Source organism: Cytobacillus firmus, assembly GCF_023612095.1.
Classification (GTDB): Bacteria; Bacillota; Bacilli; order Bacillales; family Cytobacillaceae; genus Cytobacillus.
The window spans coordinates 2,923,086-2,936,910 of the sequence record NZ_CP086235.1; the positions used below are offsets into that span (position 1 = coordinate 2,923,086).

General features: G+C 42.7%; 11 protein-coding genes and 1 pseudogene. All 12 read right to left on the reverse strand.

Features of this window, described 5'->3' with window-relative positions; translation table 11 throughout:
• Positions 1–158: 158 nt before the first annotated feature.
• Positions 159–1,265, reverse strand: coding sequence for a BMP family lipoprotein (locus LLY41_RS14715; protein ID WP_304585735.1), 1,107 nt, complete (start codon positions 1,263–1,265; stop codon positions 159–161).
• 72 nt (positions 1,266–1,337) lie between these two features.
• Positions 1,338–2,063 carry a GntR family transcriptional regulator gene (locus LLY41_RS14720; RefSeq protein WP_304585736.1) on the reverse strand — a complete coding sequence of 242 codons (726 nt, stop codon included), beginning with the start codon at positions 2,061–2,063 and terminating at the stop codon, positions 1,338–1,340.
• A gap of 429 nt (positions 2,064–2,492) precedes the next feature.
• Complete coding sequence (locus tag LLY41_RS14725) at positions 2,493–4,832, reverse strand: DNA translocase FtsK (RefSeq protein WP_304585737.1); 2,340 nt, start codon at positions 4,830–4,832, stop codon at positions 2,493–2,495.
• A 164-nt stretch (positions 4,833–4,996) separates the two neighbouring features.
• Complete coding sequence (locus tag LLY41_RS14730; RefSeq protein ID WP_061791018.1) at positions 4,997–5,218, reverse strand: YlzJ-like family protein; 222 nt, start codon at positions 5,216–5,218, stop codon at positions 4,997–4,999.
• Positions 5,215–5,967, reverse strand: a complete 753-nt coding sequence (locus LLY41_RS14735; RefSeq protein WP_095242400.1) for a ClpP family protease — start codon at positions 5,965–5,967, stop codon at positions 5,215–5,217. The genes LLY41_RS14730 and LLY41_RS14735 overlap by 4 nt, the downstream gene beginning before the upstream one ends.
• Before the next feature lie 127 nt (positions 5,968–6,094).
• Positions 6,095–7,763 (reverse strand): annotated as a pseudogene (locus tag LLY41_RS14740) (ribonuclease J).
• Between the two features lie 212 nt (positions 7,764–7,975).
• Positions 7,976–8,842, reverse strand: coding sequence for a 4-hydroxy-tetrahydrodipicolinate synthase (dapA, locus tag LLY41_RS14745; protein ID WP_095242398.1), 867 nt, complete (start codon positions 8,840–8,842; stop codon positions 7,976–7,978).
• A gap of 127 nt (positions 8,843–8,969) precedes the next feature.
• Positions 8,970–10,214, reverse strand: a complete 1,245-nt coding sequence (gene dapG, locus LLY41_RS14750) for an aspartate kinase (RefSeq protein ID WP_095242397.1) — start codon at positions 10,212–10,214, stop codon at positions 8,970–8,972.
• A 41-nt stretch (positions 10,215–10,255) separates the two neighbouring features.
• Positions 10,256–11,305 (reverse strand): aspartate-semialdehyde dehydrogenase, encoded by a 1,050-nt coding sequence (gene asd / locus LLY41_RS14755; RefSeq protein ID WP_095242396.1) that lies wholly within the window; start codon positions 11,303–11,305, stop codon positions 10,256–10,258.
• A gap of 287 nt (positions 11,306–11,592) precedes the next feature.
• Positions 11,593–12,192 (reverse strand): dipicolinate synthase subunit B, encoded by a 600-nt coding sequence (dpaB, locus tag LLY41_RS14760; RefSeq protein ID WP_048008979.1) that lies wholly within the window; start codon positions 12,190–12,192, stop codon positions 11,593–11,595.
• The gene (gene dpaA, locus LLY41_RS14765; RefSeq protein WP_095242395.1) at positions 12,189–13,091 is read right to left on the reverse strand and encodes a dipicolinic acid synthetase subunit A; all 903 of its coding nucleotides are present in this window, start codon (positions 13,089–13,091) and stop codon (positions 12,189–12,191) included. The genes dpaB and dpaA overlap by 4 nt, the downstream gene beginning before the upstream one ends.
• Before the next feature lie 364 nt (positions 13,092–13,455).
• Positions 13,456–13,710 carry a YlmC/YmxH family sporulation protein gene (locus LLY41_RS14770; RefSeq protein ID WP_048008980.1) on the reverse strand — a complete coding sequence of 85 codons (255 nt, stop codon included), beginning with the start codon at positions 13,708–13,710 and terminating at the stop codon, positions 13,456–13,458.
• Positions 13,711–13,825 lie beyond the last annotated feature (115 nt).

Consider the following 13,825-nt stretch of genomic DNA (forward strand, 5'->3'; position numbering starts at 1 on the left):
TGGCCATAAAGCCAAGCTCCTAAATAATTTAAAATAAGAATTAGTGCATTAAAAATCTAAGTGAAATACAGAATTAATTCTGCCCTTCATTTAAACTTTTAATTTTTTTAAAAAAGGAATAAGAGGCCGCAGTGCAACCTGCTTATTCCTAAAATTAATTATTCAACTGAGAAAGAAGCCAGTTCATCTTTTGAAGATGGGACAGTCAGGTCACCATTCTTGATCTTTTCCTGCCATTCTTTAACTGCACCTTCGATTTCTGCTTTAGCAGATACTTCCGGGTTGATAGGAGCAAGGCCTACACCGTCTTCAGCCAATCCGTAAGTAGTTGTTTCTCCACCAGGGAAGCTGCCGTCTTTAGCCTTTGTAGAAAGGTCCTTAACAGCATTGTCTACACGCTTAAGAGCTGATGTAAGAATTACATTGTGCTCTTTGCCATCGATTTCTACTACACCTTCAGCTGTCTGATCTGAGTCAACACCAATTGCCCAAAGTTCTCTTTCCGGGTCTTTCTTTTTAAGGTCACGAGCTTCCTTGAAAAGACCGTTTCCAGTTCCGCCGGCAGCGTGGAAGATTACATCTACGCCAGAAGAGTACATTTTAGAAGCAATTGTCTGGCCTAATTCAGCTTTATCAAATGCACCAGCATATTGAACTTCTACTTTAATATCAGGGTTTACCGCTTGAACACCAGCAAGGAATCCAGATTCAAAACGCTCGATAACCGGAATTTCCATACCGCCGATGAAACCAATTTTGTTTTCTTTAGTTGCATTTGCTGCAGCAACACCCGCAAGGAATGCAGCTTCCTGCTCTTTGAACATGATGCTTGCTACGTTCGGCTGATCTACTACCGCGTCAACGATACCGAAATGGGAATCTTTTTGCTGCTGAGCAATCTCATTGATTGCACCTTCCATTAAGAAACCGATTCCAAAAACAAGATCAAAGTCCTGACGCGCTAATGTATTAAGGTTTGTAGAATAGTCAGCATCTGACTGTGATTGAAGATAGTCAAATCCGCCTTTTCCTTTTTCAAGTCCATTTTCGTCACCAAATGCTTTTAAACCTTCCCAAGCAGATTGGTTAAATGATTTATCATCTACACCGCCGACATCTGTTACCATCGCTACAGAGAATGCTTTTTCTTTATCGTCTCCGCCAGCTGTTTCTCCGCCTTTTTCTTCACTTTTGCCGCAAGCACCCAGAATCGTTCCAGCAGCAAGAACTAAAGATAGCGCCAATCCAAATTTACGCTTTTTCAAGGTTGGTACCCCCTAAGAAATTGTTTTTGCATTAGCGGAATGAATGATTGTGTTTTCGTGCTTCCCAAAAAGCTAGATTCTCTTTCTGAGGACATGGAAACTGAACTTATCAGCTCTGAAATAATTGACCGAATAAAGAATCGGTGTATCCGCTTCATCGAAATGCATCTGCTTTAGTACAAGCAATGCAGTTTCAGGGTCACATTCCAGAATAGGGGAAATTTTCTCGTGATAGCCAATAGGCTCGATTTGAGCGACAGCATAAGTGATTTTCCGGTTTGCCTCTTCTTCAAGCATGTTGAGGATCGACTCTTGTTCGTGGGAAAATGTATCCGAGAGAATATTCTCAGGAACTTTATCCACACAATAAACGACCGGTTCACCATTCGCTGTTCTAACCCTCTCAATTACAGCAATCTCCTGGTCTGGCGCACATGAGAATCTGCGGATATCGTCTTCAGTAGGTCCCAAAGTTACAGAACTCAAGAAAACGGTTCCCGGCTTCATCCCTGCCTGCAAAATCATGTTTGTGACACTATTAAGCTGTTCGATGCCTGATGTAAATAGCGGCTTTGCATTTACAAAGGTGCCTACACCGTGACGGCGGATAATTACGTTTTCTTCTTCAAGAATGCGCAGCGCCTCCCGCAGTGTAGCTCTGCTGACACCAAGCTGTTTGGCAAGATCAAATTCTGATGGAAGCTTTTCTTTTTCTTTATACACTCCATCTTCAATATCTTGTTTTAATCGATCGATGACTTGCAAATATAAATGCCGGTTATCTGACTTAATAGACATGCAGGGTTCCTCCAACTTCAGTTCTCAAGACATCAGACCTCTGATGTTCAATCATTCCTACTAATCGAAAATACTATAACACTTTTTACCCAATAAAGAAATAGAAATTTATCAATTTGTCGAAAAAAGGTGAAAAGAACAAAATGTTTGTGAATCCCTCTGTACCAATTCTTTTTTTCTGGTATAATACTACTTTGAAAACGATTACATTTAAGGTCACTGTACAAAATGCACCGGTTAAAAAACCCTATTTTGTAATGAGTTGAAAGTACCATACCTCTTTCATTTTATGTAAGCGCTTTTAGTAGTATGGCATATTGAACTGTATTTTTTTATTGTCCTTTCTTTTTAGGCATTTATCTTCTTGGTACATTAAAAAAATGGCCGTCCGCAGACAGGCCATTTTTAAATATGTCATGCTTATTAATTTTAAGAACTTGCTTCCTCCGAAGGCTTGCCCTGGAGCACAGATCTTGGCTTGCTGCCTTCATATGGTCCGACAATCCCCCTTGCTTCCATTTCATCGATCAGCCTTGCCGCTCTCGTATAGCCAATTCTGAATCTTCTCTGAAGCATGGAGACAGAAGCAGTCTGCATTTCCAATATCAATTCAACAGCTTCTTCATAAAGATCATCATCCACTTCTCCTGCAGCTTCCGGGATATCCTCCGGAATCATTTCTTCCTGATATTGCGCCTTCTGCTGGCCGATGACGAAGTCCACTATCTCTTCAACTTCTTCATCTGACAGGAAGGCTCCCTGTACACGGACTGGTTTTGAAGCACCAACAGGAAGGAAAAGCATATCTCCTCTTCCCAGTAGTTTTTCCGCTCCGCCCATATCCAGGATGGTTCTTGAATCTGTCATTGATGAAACAGCAAACGCAATTCTTGAAGGTATATTTGCTTTAATTACACCTGTGATAACATCCACTGACGGACGTTGAGTTGCGATTATTAAATGGATGCCTGCCGCCCGTGCCATTTGAGCAAGGCGAGTGATTGCGTCTTCCACATCGGAGGATGCCACCATCATTAAGTCTGCAAGCTCGTCCACTATAACAACAATATACGGCAGGAGGGGCTGCTGTGCCTCCTCTTCTGCATTATGCCTTTTTACATACTCATTATAGCCTTCGATATTCCTTGTGCCAGTATGTGAGAACAGCTCATAGCGCCTTTCCATCTCACTGACAACTTTCTGCAGCGCCTGAGCAGCTTTCTTCGGATTTGTCACAACCGGTGCCAGTAAATGAGGCACCCCATTGTAAACATTCAACTCGACCATTTTAGGGTCAATCATCATTAATTTTACTTCATGTGGTTTTGCTCTCATCAAAATGCTGGTAATGATTCCGTTAATACAAACACTCTTTCCGCTTCCTGTCGCGCCGGCAACAAGAAGGTGGGGCATTTTATTGAGTTCTGCGAGGACAGCTTCTCCGGTTATATCACGGCCCAGCCCGATCATAAGCTTGGAGTCCGGCTTGTCATTTTGTTTGGATTCAATTACTTCCCTTAGAGAAACCATAGCCACTTCTGAGTTAGGGACTTCTATTCCAATAGCTGATTTACCCGGAATAGGTGCTTCGATCCGGATATCCTTAGCTGCCAGTGCCAATGCCAAATCATCATTCAGACTAACGATTTTGCTTACCTTTACTCCAACATCCGGATGAACCTCATATTTTGTAACAGCCGGACCTAAATGAACCTGTGTCACCCTTGCTTTTACTCCGAAACTCTGAAATGTTCTTTCGAGCTTAGCAGCATTCGCGTGGATTAGCTCATATTCACCGCTTTGATCAGTTTGCCTTGGCAGTTTTAAAAGTCTGATAGGAGGCAGCTCGTAGTCTTTGTTTTCCACTTCTGTAAACGTGATAGGCGGCGCATTTTCATCCTCCTGCTCTGTGACTGCCTTTTCCTGTGGCTGATCAGCAGCCGCATCCCGGAGATCCTCCTGATAAGCTCTTTCGGCAAAGCTTGATATTATTGGTTCGGGAGTTGGTTCAGATACCGGTTCGGAAGAATTATTGATCGTTATTACCGTTTCAGGTTCTTCTTCCTGCTGAAGAGCACGCTGCTCTTCTTCTCTTCTTGACTGCCTTTCTTCTCGTCTTTCTCTGCCTTTTTGTTTCCATTCTTTCATATCATTTATAAAAGCAGCCCATTGTTTCTTGCAGAAATTAAGAATTGCGGCCATCATTTTCCCTGCAGCATCTCCGAACGTTTTTCCAGTGATAAGAACAAAACCGATAATAATTAATAAAAAGGCTACAATTTTTGATCCTGCTTCATCAAAAAGATAATAAAAGAGGGCGAAAAAAATAGCCCCCAGCATTCCTCCGCCTAAATCGGTTGTGCTTGTTTCTCCCCGGACTTCCATCCGGAATAGTTCCCACGTATTGGCTATTACACTCGGATCATCAAACTTCCCTCCATTTGAGAGAAGCTGAAATAATGTTACATGACTCAACAGCAGTAGGGAGCTTATGATGAGATAAATTCCGATTAATTTCGTGTGGAAAAGATAGGGAAGTGCCCTCTTCCACATCAGATAACCTGAAAAAATAACAAGTCCAATCAGGCTGAGCATGTACCATTCTCCCATAAAAAAACGGAAAAAAAGCACCGTTGCATTCCCGACCGCTCCGAGCCTGGCAATTGATATTACCGCAAGTGCCAGCAAAATCAGGGCAATTAGTTCAAATTTCATTGTCCGTTTCAATGTTTCGTTCTTTTTAGACTTTCTTTTCTTTCTTTTGGCCATATTATCACCTTATCATTATTCTTATTAACAGCATCATCTAAATTCCATTATGTAATACATCATGTCTGTTATGAAAGAAGAAGCAGCCATTTTTTGGCTGCTTCTAAAGTTACTTTTATTATATCATAACGATTCTAAATTAAGTTGTTTTTTGAAAGGATTTATCAGCTTAACTGCGTCAAAGTGATCATGGAACCGGGAGTGTACCTTTCATCCATATAATGGGTGGGATCGCTGCTCATGATTCTTAAAATGCGGCATTCCTGTCCTGCATTCATTTCAACAAGGAGAGGGATTCCTTCATATGAGACAATCTTCTGCTTGCTGAAATCGTCCTGCTCATTTTGGTAAATGAGTTCTTGCGGCATCATTGTATAAAGGATCATTGAACCATCACTTCTTCTGTTGGTTTATTCATATCAATCAGCTCATTCAGCTTTGCGAGCGCAGGCCCAACACCGCCTACTTCATCAATCAGTCCATACTCAACAGCATCCCTGCCGACCACATTCGTCCCTATATCCCTGGTCAGGTTGCCCTTATCAAACATCAGGTCTTTAAATTTCTGTTCTGATATATTGGAATGCTTTGTTACAAAATTAATTACCCGATCCTGCATTTTATCCATATACTCAAACGTTTGCGGCACACCGATTACCAGGCCGGTCAGTCTGATAGGGTGGATGGTCATCGTAGCTGTCTCTGCAATAAAGGAATAATCGCATGATACCGCAATAGGAACACCAATGGAATGGCCGCCTCCAAGGACAATGGAGACTGTTGGCTTAGACAATGATGCAAGCATTTCTGATATTGCCAGCCCGGCCTCCACATCGCCGCCAACAGTATTCAAGATAACCAGAAGACCTTCTATCTTTGGGTTTTGCTCAATCGCAACGATCTGAGGGATTAAATGCTCATATTTTGTTGTTTTATTTTGCGGCGGAAGCTGAAGATGCCCTTCCACCTGTCCGACAATTGTCAAGCAGTGAATTTTGGAATCCTGAGACAGCTGCGGCACATTTGTTTGTCCTAGCTGCTGAATTTTTTCCATAAGGGCAGAAGGTTTATCCTCTTTCGGCTGTTCTTGCCCTTCTCCGCCCTCATTGCGGGTATTTTTCAAATCGTTTTCCATCCTTATTTCTCCCTTCAAGCAATATATTGTTAGTATGAACGCGTGATCATTTTTCATGCGCATTATTACCTGAGGGTCAAAAGCAAAAAACACAGCCCTGCAATCGATGCGGGCTGTGTTCTGACTGTTATCCCTCCATAAGAATTGGAAGAATCATTGGTCTGCGTTTTGTTTTTTCATAAAGATACTGATTCAGGCTGTCACGCATATCCTGCTTAATTCCTGACCAGTCAAATGCTTCTCTGGCAAGGTTCTGTTCTACCGCTTCTCTTACTATTTTTACAGCTTCCTCAAGAAGCTTTTCTGATTCCCTGACATACACAAATCCTCTTGTAATGATTTCAGGGCCAGCTGAGATTTTCTTTTCTTTTTTATTAAGAGTAACTACCACCAATAAAACACCATCCTGAGAAAGCAGCTTCCGGTCTCTTAAGACAATATTTCCGACATCGCCGACACCAATTCCGTCAATCAGAACATTACCTGATGGAATTTTCCCTCCGGGTACGATTGTGCCATCCTTGATTTCTGCTACATCGCCTTTATCCGGGATAAAAATTTGTCCGCTTGATAATCCGCACTCCAAAGCAACTTTTGCATGGGCTTTCAGCATTCGGTACTCCCCATGAAACAGGGATGAAGAATTTGGGACTCATCAGATTAATCATAAATTTAAGTTCTTCCTGGCTGCCATGGCTCGAGGTATTAAAGGTTCCCTTTCCTGGGATTACCTCAGCACCCGCTCTAAACAGCATATCAATGGTTTTGAAAATAAATACCTCAGTGCCTCTTAATGGTGATGCAGCGAGTAAAACGGTATCGCCGTGTTTTATATTGACCTGTCTATGGGACTGCTTCGCCATTTTTTGGAGTGCTTCGATTGGCTCTCCCTGTGTACCCGTGGTAAGAACCACGATTTGGTCATCACTGTATTTGCCGATCTCAGCAACAGGAATAATCACATCTTCTCCTACCTGCAAATATCCGAGCTGCAGAGCAATGTCATAGATTCTCTGCAGACTTTTGCCGACCACTGCCAGTTTCCTGCCTGTTTCGATCGCTGCATCAAAAATATGCTGTATACGAATTAAGTCAGATGCAAAGGAAGCCGCAATGACTCTCCCCTTAGCAGCATAGAATGCAGCTGTCATCTCTCTGGCCACCTTCGATTCTGAGCTGGTGTAGCCTGGTTTTTCTGCTTCGGTACTGTCAGATAGAAGGCAAAGAACTCCTTCTTCACCTAAGCGCGCCATTTTGCCGATTTCAGGTTTGTATAAGTCAGTCGCTGCCTGATCGAATTTAAAGTCGCCGGTATACACAATTGCACCTTCTGATGTATGTATGGCAACACCCACACTATCCGGAATGCTATGGCTGGTTCTAAAAAAAGTTACATCTGCCGAATCAAATTCAACCCTGGTATCTGAATTGATTTCAATAAACTGTGCCTTGCCTTTGTATTCCTGTTCCTTCATTTTGGCTTTGGCCAGCGCCAGAGTCAGCTTTGTTCCGTAAACAGGTACATTGACTTTTGCAAGCACATAAGACAGTCCACCAATATGATCCTCATGTCCATGTGTCAGAAAAATTCCTTTTACTCTTTCCTTGTTTTGAACTAGATATGTAACATCCGGTATCACGATATCAATTCCGAGCATTTCATTTTCAGGGAACATTAATCCGGCATCGATGACATATATATCCTCGTCCACCTCTGCCAAATACATATTCTTCCCAAGTTCTCCGACTCCTCCGAGTGCTGCCAGCTTGATGCTATCATTCTGTCTCTTTTTCAATGTATTATCCTCCCATGCATGTTCAGCCGATCAAGATCAGTTATCCATATTATACTTGAAGTCGTAAAAACATGACAACCAAATTTATACATGGGCTTTATTTGAGCGTTCCTGGGGCTTTTTATATTTAGTCTCTAGTTTTTGAGGGTTATAAATCCGCCATATAATAAAATAAAAACCAACCAGCAAAGCACTGGTTGGCAAGCAAAGTATTATTTAAATAGGGCAGCAACTGCACTGCGTTCCTGTTCTGTTAATGGGACCATTGGAAGACGGACGGATCCGACATCCAGCCCTTTAAGCTGCAGCGCCGTTTTTACAGGCACTGGGCTTGGGGCTGCGAAAAGACCCTCCATGATCGGAAGAATTTTTTGATGGATTTTTGCAGCTTTTTCATTTTCACCATTCAGGTAAGCTGTGATCATTTCCTGCATTTCATTCCCTATTACATGGGAAGCAACAGACACAATTCCAGTCCCGCCTATTGCCATACATGGAAGAGTAAGTCCGTCATCACCGCTGTATAGCATAAAGTCATCATCCGTATTAGCAATAATTTTGGCCATTGCATTCAGATCTCCGCTTGCTTCTTTCACTGCCGCGATGTTAGAGATTTCGGAAAGGCGGATGATTGTTTCTGGCAGAATATTCACTGAAGAGCGTCCCGGAATATTATAAACCATTACCGGGAGGCTCGTGCTTTCCGCAATTGCCTTGAAATGCTGGTAAAGCCCTTCCTGATTTGGCTTATTGTAATATGGTGCTACGATCATGATCGCATCAACACCAATTTGCTCTGCTTTTTTCGTTAATTCAATGGATTCATACGTGTTATTGCTTCCGGTGCCGGCAATGACAGGCACCCGTTTGTCAGCTGCTTTCACTGCATGTTTGAATAATGCCAGCTTTTCCTCTTTTGTCAGTGTTGGGGACTCCCCTGTTGTCCCGGCAACAACTAAAGAATCTGTTCCGTTTTCAATAAGATGATTGATTAGCTGTGTCGTCTTAGGGAAATCAATATGTCCCTTATTATCGAATGGTGTTACCATTGCTGTTGATACTCGGCCAAATAGAACCATGTTTACACTCCTTGCAGATGTTTAAAAGATCGGGAAGAAACGGTCGGATCTGCCGCATAGGATACAAATCCGTCGTTAACCGCTGAATGGCTTTCTTCCCCTTTTTAAACATGTTATTTTCAAATTTTTAAATGTCTGTTCTCTCATATTCCGCTAAATCTTCTTCCAGGCGGAAAGCATCGTGCAATGCATTAACAGACTTTATCAAATCTGCCTGCTTTACCAGGACCCAGATTGTTGTATGGCTGTCTGCTGACTGCAGAATACGGATTCCCTGCTCGGACAATGCCGTAACGATCCGCGAGGCCACTCCGGGTACACCCTGCATTCCAGCTCCGACAACCGAAACTTTCGCACACTCTCTTTCAACCAGCGGATCATGACCCAGGCCCTTTAAAATACTAATCGCTTTATCGGTCATTTCTTCCGTTACGGTGTAGTTGACGCCATTAGGATATATATTGATAAAGTCAACACTAATTCCCTGGGTAGCCATGGCTTTAAAGACCTCAGACTGCAGATCGTATTGGTCTTTCTTCGCAAGGACCTTAATTTGTGTCACATTGGAAACATGGGCTATTCCAGTTACCGAACGCTCTTTAATATCTGTTCCGCGTCTGTTCTTATTCAATGTTGTGACAAGGGTTCCGAGACTGTCGGAGTATGTTGAACGGATTCTGATCGGAATTTTTGCCTGCATGGCAATTTCGACTGCCCGGGGGTGAATGACCTTAGCGCCCTGATATGCCATATTGCAGACCTCTGTGTAAGTGACCACTGATAATGGGCGCGCATTTTCAGCAATGCGGGGATCAGCGGTCATAATGCCTTCCACATCAGTAAAGATATCTATCCACTCCGCATTTAGGGCTGCTCCAAGAGCCGCTGCAGAGGTATCACTGCCGCCCCTGCCGATGGTTGTGACATCACCGGTTTTTGATGATCCCTGAAATCCTGCAACCACGATAACATCATGATTTTCAAGCTCTTTCAAAAGCCTGTCGCATTTCATATCGATAATTTTTGCGTTAGTATGATCATTATTCGTTCTAAATCCTGCCTGTGCACCAGTCATTGCTGCTGCTGTGATCCCATGTTCTTTTAGCATGTTTGAAAAAACAACACTTGAGATGACTTCACCGCAGGATAAGAGCAGATCCGTTTCGCGTTTGCTGATTTTGGTATTATTGCCTTCTACCAGCGAAAGCAGTGTGTCGGTTGCATATGGATCTCCTTTTCGGCCCATTGCTGAAACAACGACAACAACCTTGTATCCATCTGCCAGCGCTTTTTTGATATGCTTAGCTGCATGCTCGCGGCTACTCTCGTCGCGGACTGATGTGCCTCCATATTTTTGAACGATGATATTCATTAAAACACCTCTAACCTCTCAACATGAAGAGAATACGATAACTATTTCACTATTCCCAGATTAATTAAACTTTCGGCGATCTGCACTGAATTCCATGCTGCCCCTTTAAGAAGATTATCAGAAACAACCCACATATGAAAGCCTTTATCTTCATCCAGATCTTTGCGGATACGGCCGACGAACACATCATTTTTACCGACACAATCAGCTGGCATCGGGTAAATTTGATTTTCCGGATCATCCTGCAGGACAACTCCAGGTGCATTTTCCAGAAGGCTCTTTACTTCATTTGCCGTAACGCTGTCTGATTCCACTTCAAAATAAAGGGACTCTGAATGTCCTGTTGCCACTGGAAGACGCACGCATGTAGCAGCCACTTGCAGCTCCGGCATATGCATGATTTTCTTTGTCTCATTGATCATTTTCATTTCTTCGTACGTGTAGCCATTATCCTGAAATTTATCAATTTGCGGGATTGCATTGAATGCAATTTGATAATGTTTTTTATCGCTCTTTACAGGAAGAATTGACGGCTCATACTCTTCGTTATTTAAAATGGCTTTTGTCTGCTCATTCAGCTCTTGAACTGCAGCTGCTCCAGAACCTGAAACAGCCTGGTAAGTAGAAACAATTACTTTTTTTAAGCCGAATTTCTCTTTTACCGGCTTTAGTGCAACAACCATTTGGATTGTTGAACAGTTTGGATTGGCGATAATGCCATTATGCTTATGAAGGTCATCTTCATTTACTTCAGGTACGACAAGAGGCACATTTGGATCCATACGGAAAGCACTTGTATTGTCTACCACAATGGCACCATGTTCGACAGCATGTGGGGCCAGTTCCTGTGAAACGTTTCCTCCTGCGCTGAATAGTGCGATGTCCACGCCTTTAAAGCTCTCTGGCTTCGCTTCTTGAACCGTATACTCCTGGCCCTTGAAAGCTACCTTTGATCCGGCGGAACGGGCAGATGATAAGAGAGTTAATTGAGTGATCGGAAAATCTCTGTTTTCAAGTGTTTGAATCATTTGCTGGCCAACTGCACCAGTTGCTCCAACTACCGCGACATGAAATCCTTTTTTCTGTTCCAAATTTCTTTTCCCCTTCCAATACCATTATATTTTTCTAGCAAAGTTAGTTTTTAGTGAAAAACAATAGCCCAAAATTCAATAGAACGGCAGCCAAAATCAATTGGCAGCCGTTTTCCTGCCTGATTATTAAGATGGCAGGCTTCCATTTATATTATCAGCATATTGTTCATACTCCAAGAGGTTAACATTATTTTAAACAGACCTTGGAGGTTGGTTATCTTAATAATCTTTATTTTAACATATTCGTTCACTAAAGGACTAAAATTTTTGCTAGAAAAAATAGGGGGCTAATTGTCGTCTTTATATCTTTCCACTAGAACCGGCTGAAGCTGTTTACCTTCCATGGCATGAAGCACTGTATCAGATAATGCTGTCATTCTTGCCACCATTGAGTTTGGTTTCTTCACAGGATCATCCTGGCCATATGGAATAAAATAAATATTTTTCGTTGCCATTAGTCTCATTAAGTTTACTCCATTTAAACCCAATGCATCATTTGTGGATATTCCCAGCACGACCGGTTTACCGTTTCTTAAGGTTGCCTTTGCTGCCATTAGGACAGGCGAGTCGGTCATTGCATTGGCAAATTTGCTCATCGTATTTCCGGTAAGCGGGGCAATCACCATGCAATCAAGAGGGATCTTAGGTCCAAGCGGCTCTGCTTTCACAATCGAATCAATCACTTTATGTCCAGTCAGATCTTCTATTCTCTGAACCCAGTCTTCCCCTTTTCCGAATCTGGTCTCAGTGCTCTTTACTGTAAAGGTTACGACCGGAAGCACTTCAGCCCCGGCGAGAACAAGCCTTTCTATTTCCGGGAACACTGCATCATATGTGCAATGCGATCCAGTTAATCCGAATCCGATTCTTTTTCCTTTCAAACTCATATTGTATTCCCCTTTCTCTTTTGCAAATCTTCCTTAATCAATTGAGAAAGAACATTCGCCAGTATTTGTCCGGCTGTTTTCGGAGCAACGATTCCAGGCAGGCCAGGAGCGAGCAGTGCTTTTACTCCCCGTTTTTCTGCGTAGCGGAAATCAGTGCCTCCGGGTTTTGAAGCCAGGTCAATGATAAGCGTATGTGTCGGCATCTTCGATATGACGGACGCTGTTACAACTAAATGGGGAGCTGTGTTTATGCAAATATCAACATCTTTTACCGCATCCTCAATTTCCTTCAGGTTAAATGGGGTTAAGCCCATTTCCGTTATCCTGGCGATGTGCTCACTTTTTCTCGCCCCCACCTTTACTTTTGCACCAAGTGCATGAAAGGTTCTTGCTACACTCATTCCAACTCTGCCAAGGCCTATAACGGCAATGTTAGAACCATGAATGGTGAAATCTGTATGCTGGATTGCCATCATAATGGTTCCTTCAACTGTTGGAATGGAATTATAAATAGCTACATCATCACGTTCAAATAATTGAACAAGACGGCGGTCCGCCGATTTGGTTACTCCGGTTAAATATGAATTGGTTATGCCCGAATAAACTGTACAGTGGGCCGGAGTCTGGGAGAGGATTTCCTCTTCAAAAGTTACTTTTTCATTGGAGAAAATCGTTTCAATCTGCCCCTCCAGACCCGTTCCGGGAACAGGCAGGATAATTGCGTCTATATTGGTAAAGTCCACTTCATCTATTTTTTCTTTTACCGCGCCTGAGAACGCATGATCAAGCTGCTCAAAACCAATTAATGCGAGCTTTGCATCAAGCTCGGTCAGTTTACGGATGATTTCGAGCTGCCTTGCATCACCGCCGATGACTGCAATTTGGGTTCCTGTCAGCATGCAACACTCACCTTCTTTTTTCTTTCTTTTTAAGAAAGCATTTATTTTTGAAGCCTACAACTTCATGACTCCTGGTAAAAAGTATCCTCGCACCGGCAACGCCGCTTTACTAAGCAGTTGCACAAGACAGCAATTGCAAGCAGTTTTATCTTTAAAAGTAATGGCGTTAGAATTGGGCCGGCAAATCAATTAATAACCATAAGTTTGTAATGAACTACTTCAACATCTTATGTATGAACGGGGCAATAGGTGAGTTTTCCACTTAAAAGAAACTGGGTCAAAGTTAGAAGGGATTTATAAGGGGATTGAGAAAGTAAACTTCCCGGTAAAAACAAAAAGGACCTAACCGGCCCTTCCTTCAAAACTATTCCTGCTGATCTTCAGATTCCGGGATATCAATAATGATCATGTCATTTCCTATTTTCCTGATATGCTGCCATGAGACCCGGATTTCATCCCCCTGGCGCATGAAGCCGAACCACTTTAATGAAGGGATGAGCAATGCCTGAATCTGCCCGCTTTTTTCATTTATTTCAAGGTCTGTCTGCCCAAGTACTCCCAGCCGTTCTGCACGCTTCACATCCACAATTTCCTTTCCGCTCAGCTCACTTAATCTCATCATCTGCCCTCCTTTTCTCTTCTCTATATTCTTATCGTTCAGCCTGAAGTTTTAGAAGTCCAGGCCAAAAAGAAAACAGCCTGCATGATACAGGCTGTTTCTCCAATTTCGCAAT

Coding starts and splice junctions, on each gene's coding strand:
- LLY41_RS14720 (WP_304585736.1), bottom strand. CDS start 2,063: ATGTCTATTAAGTCAGATAACCGGCATTTATATTTGCAAGTCATCGAT.
- LLY41_RS14725 (WP_304585737.1), bottom strand. CDS start 4,832: ATGGCCAAAAGAAAGAAAAGAAAGTCTAAAAAGAACGAAACATTGAAA.
- LLY41_RS14730 (WP_061791018.1), bottom strand. CDS start 5,218: ATGATCCTTTATACAATGATGCCGCAAGAACTCATTTACCAAAATGAG.
- LLY41_RS14735 (WP_095242400.1), bottom strand. CDS start 5,967: ATGGAAAACGATTTGAAAAATACCCGCAATGAGGGCGGAGAAGGGCAA.
- dapA (WP_095242398.1), bottom strand. CDS start 8,842: ATGGTTCTATTTGGCCGAGTATCAACAGCAATGGTAACACCATTCGAT.
- dapG (WP_095242397.1), bottom strand. CDS start 10,214: ATGAATATCATCGTTCAAAAATATGGAGGCACATCAGTCCGCGACGAG.
- dpaB (WP_048008979.1), bottom strand. CDS start 12,192: ATGAGTTTGAAAGGAAAAAGAATCGGATTCGGATTAACTGGATCGCAT.
- dpaA (WP_095242395.1), bottom strand. CDS start 13,091: ATGCTGACAGGAACCCAAATTGCAGTCATCGGCGGTGATGCAAGGCAG.
- LLY41_RS14770 (WP_048008980.1), bottom strand. CDS start 13,710: ATGAGATTAAGTGAGCTGAGCGGAAAGGAAATTGTGGATGTGAAGCGT.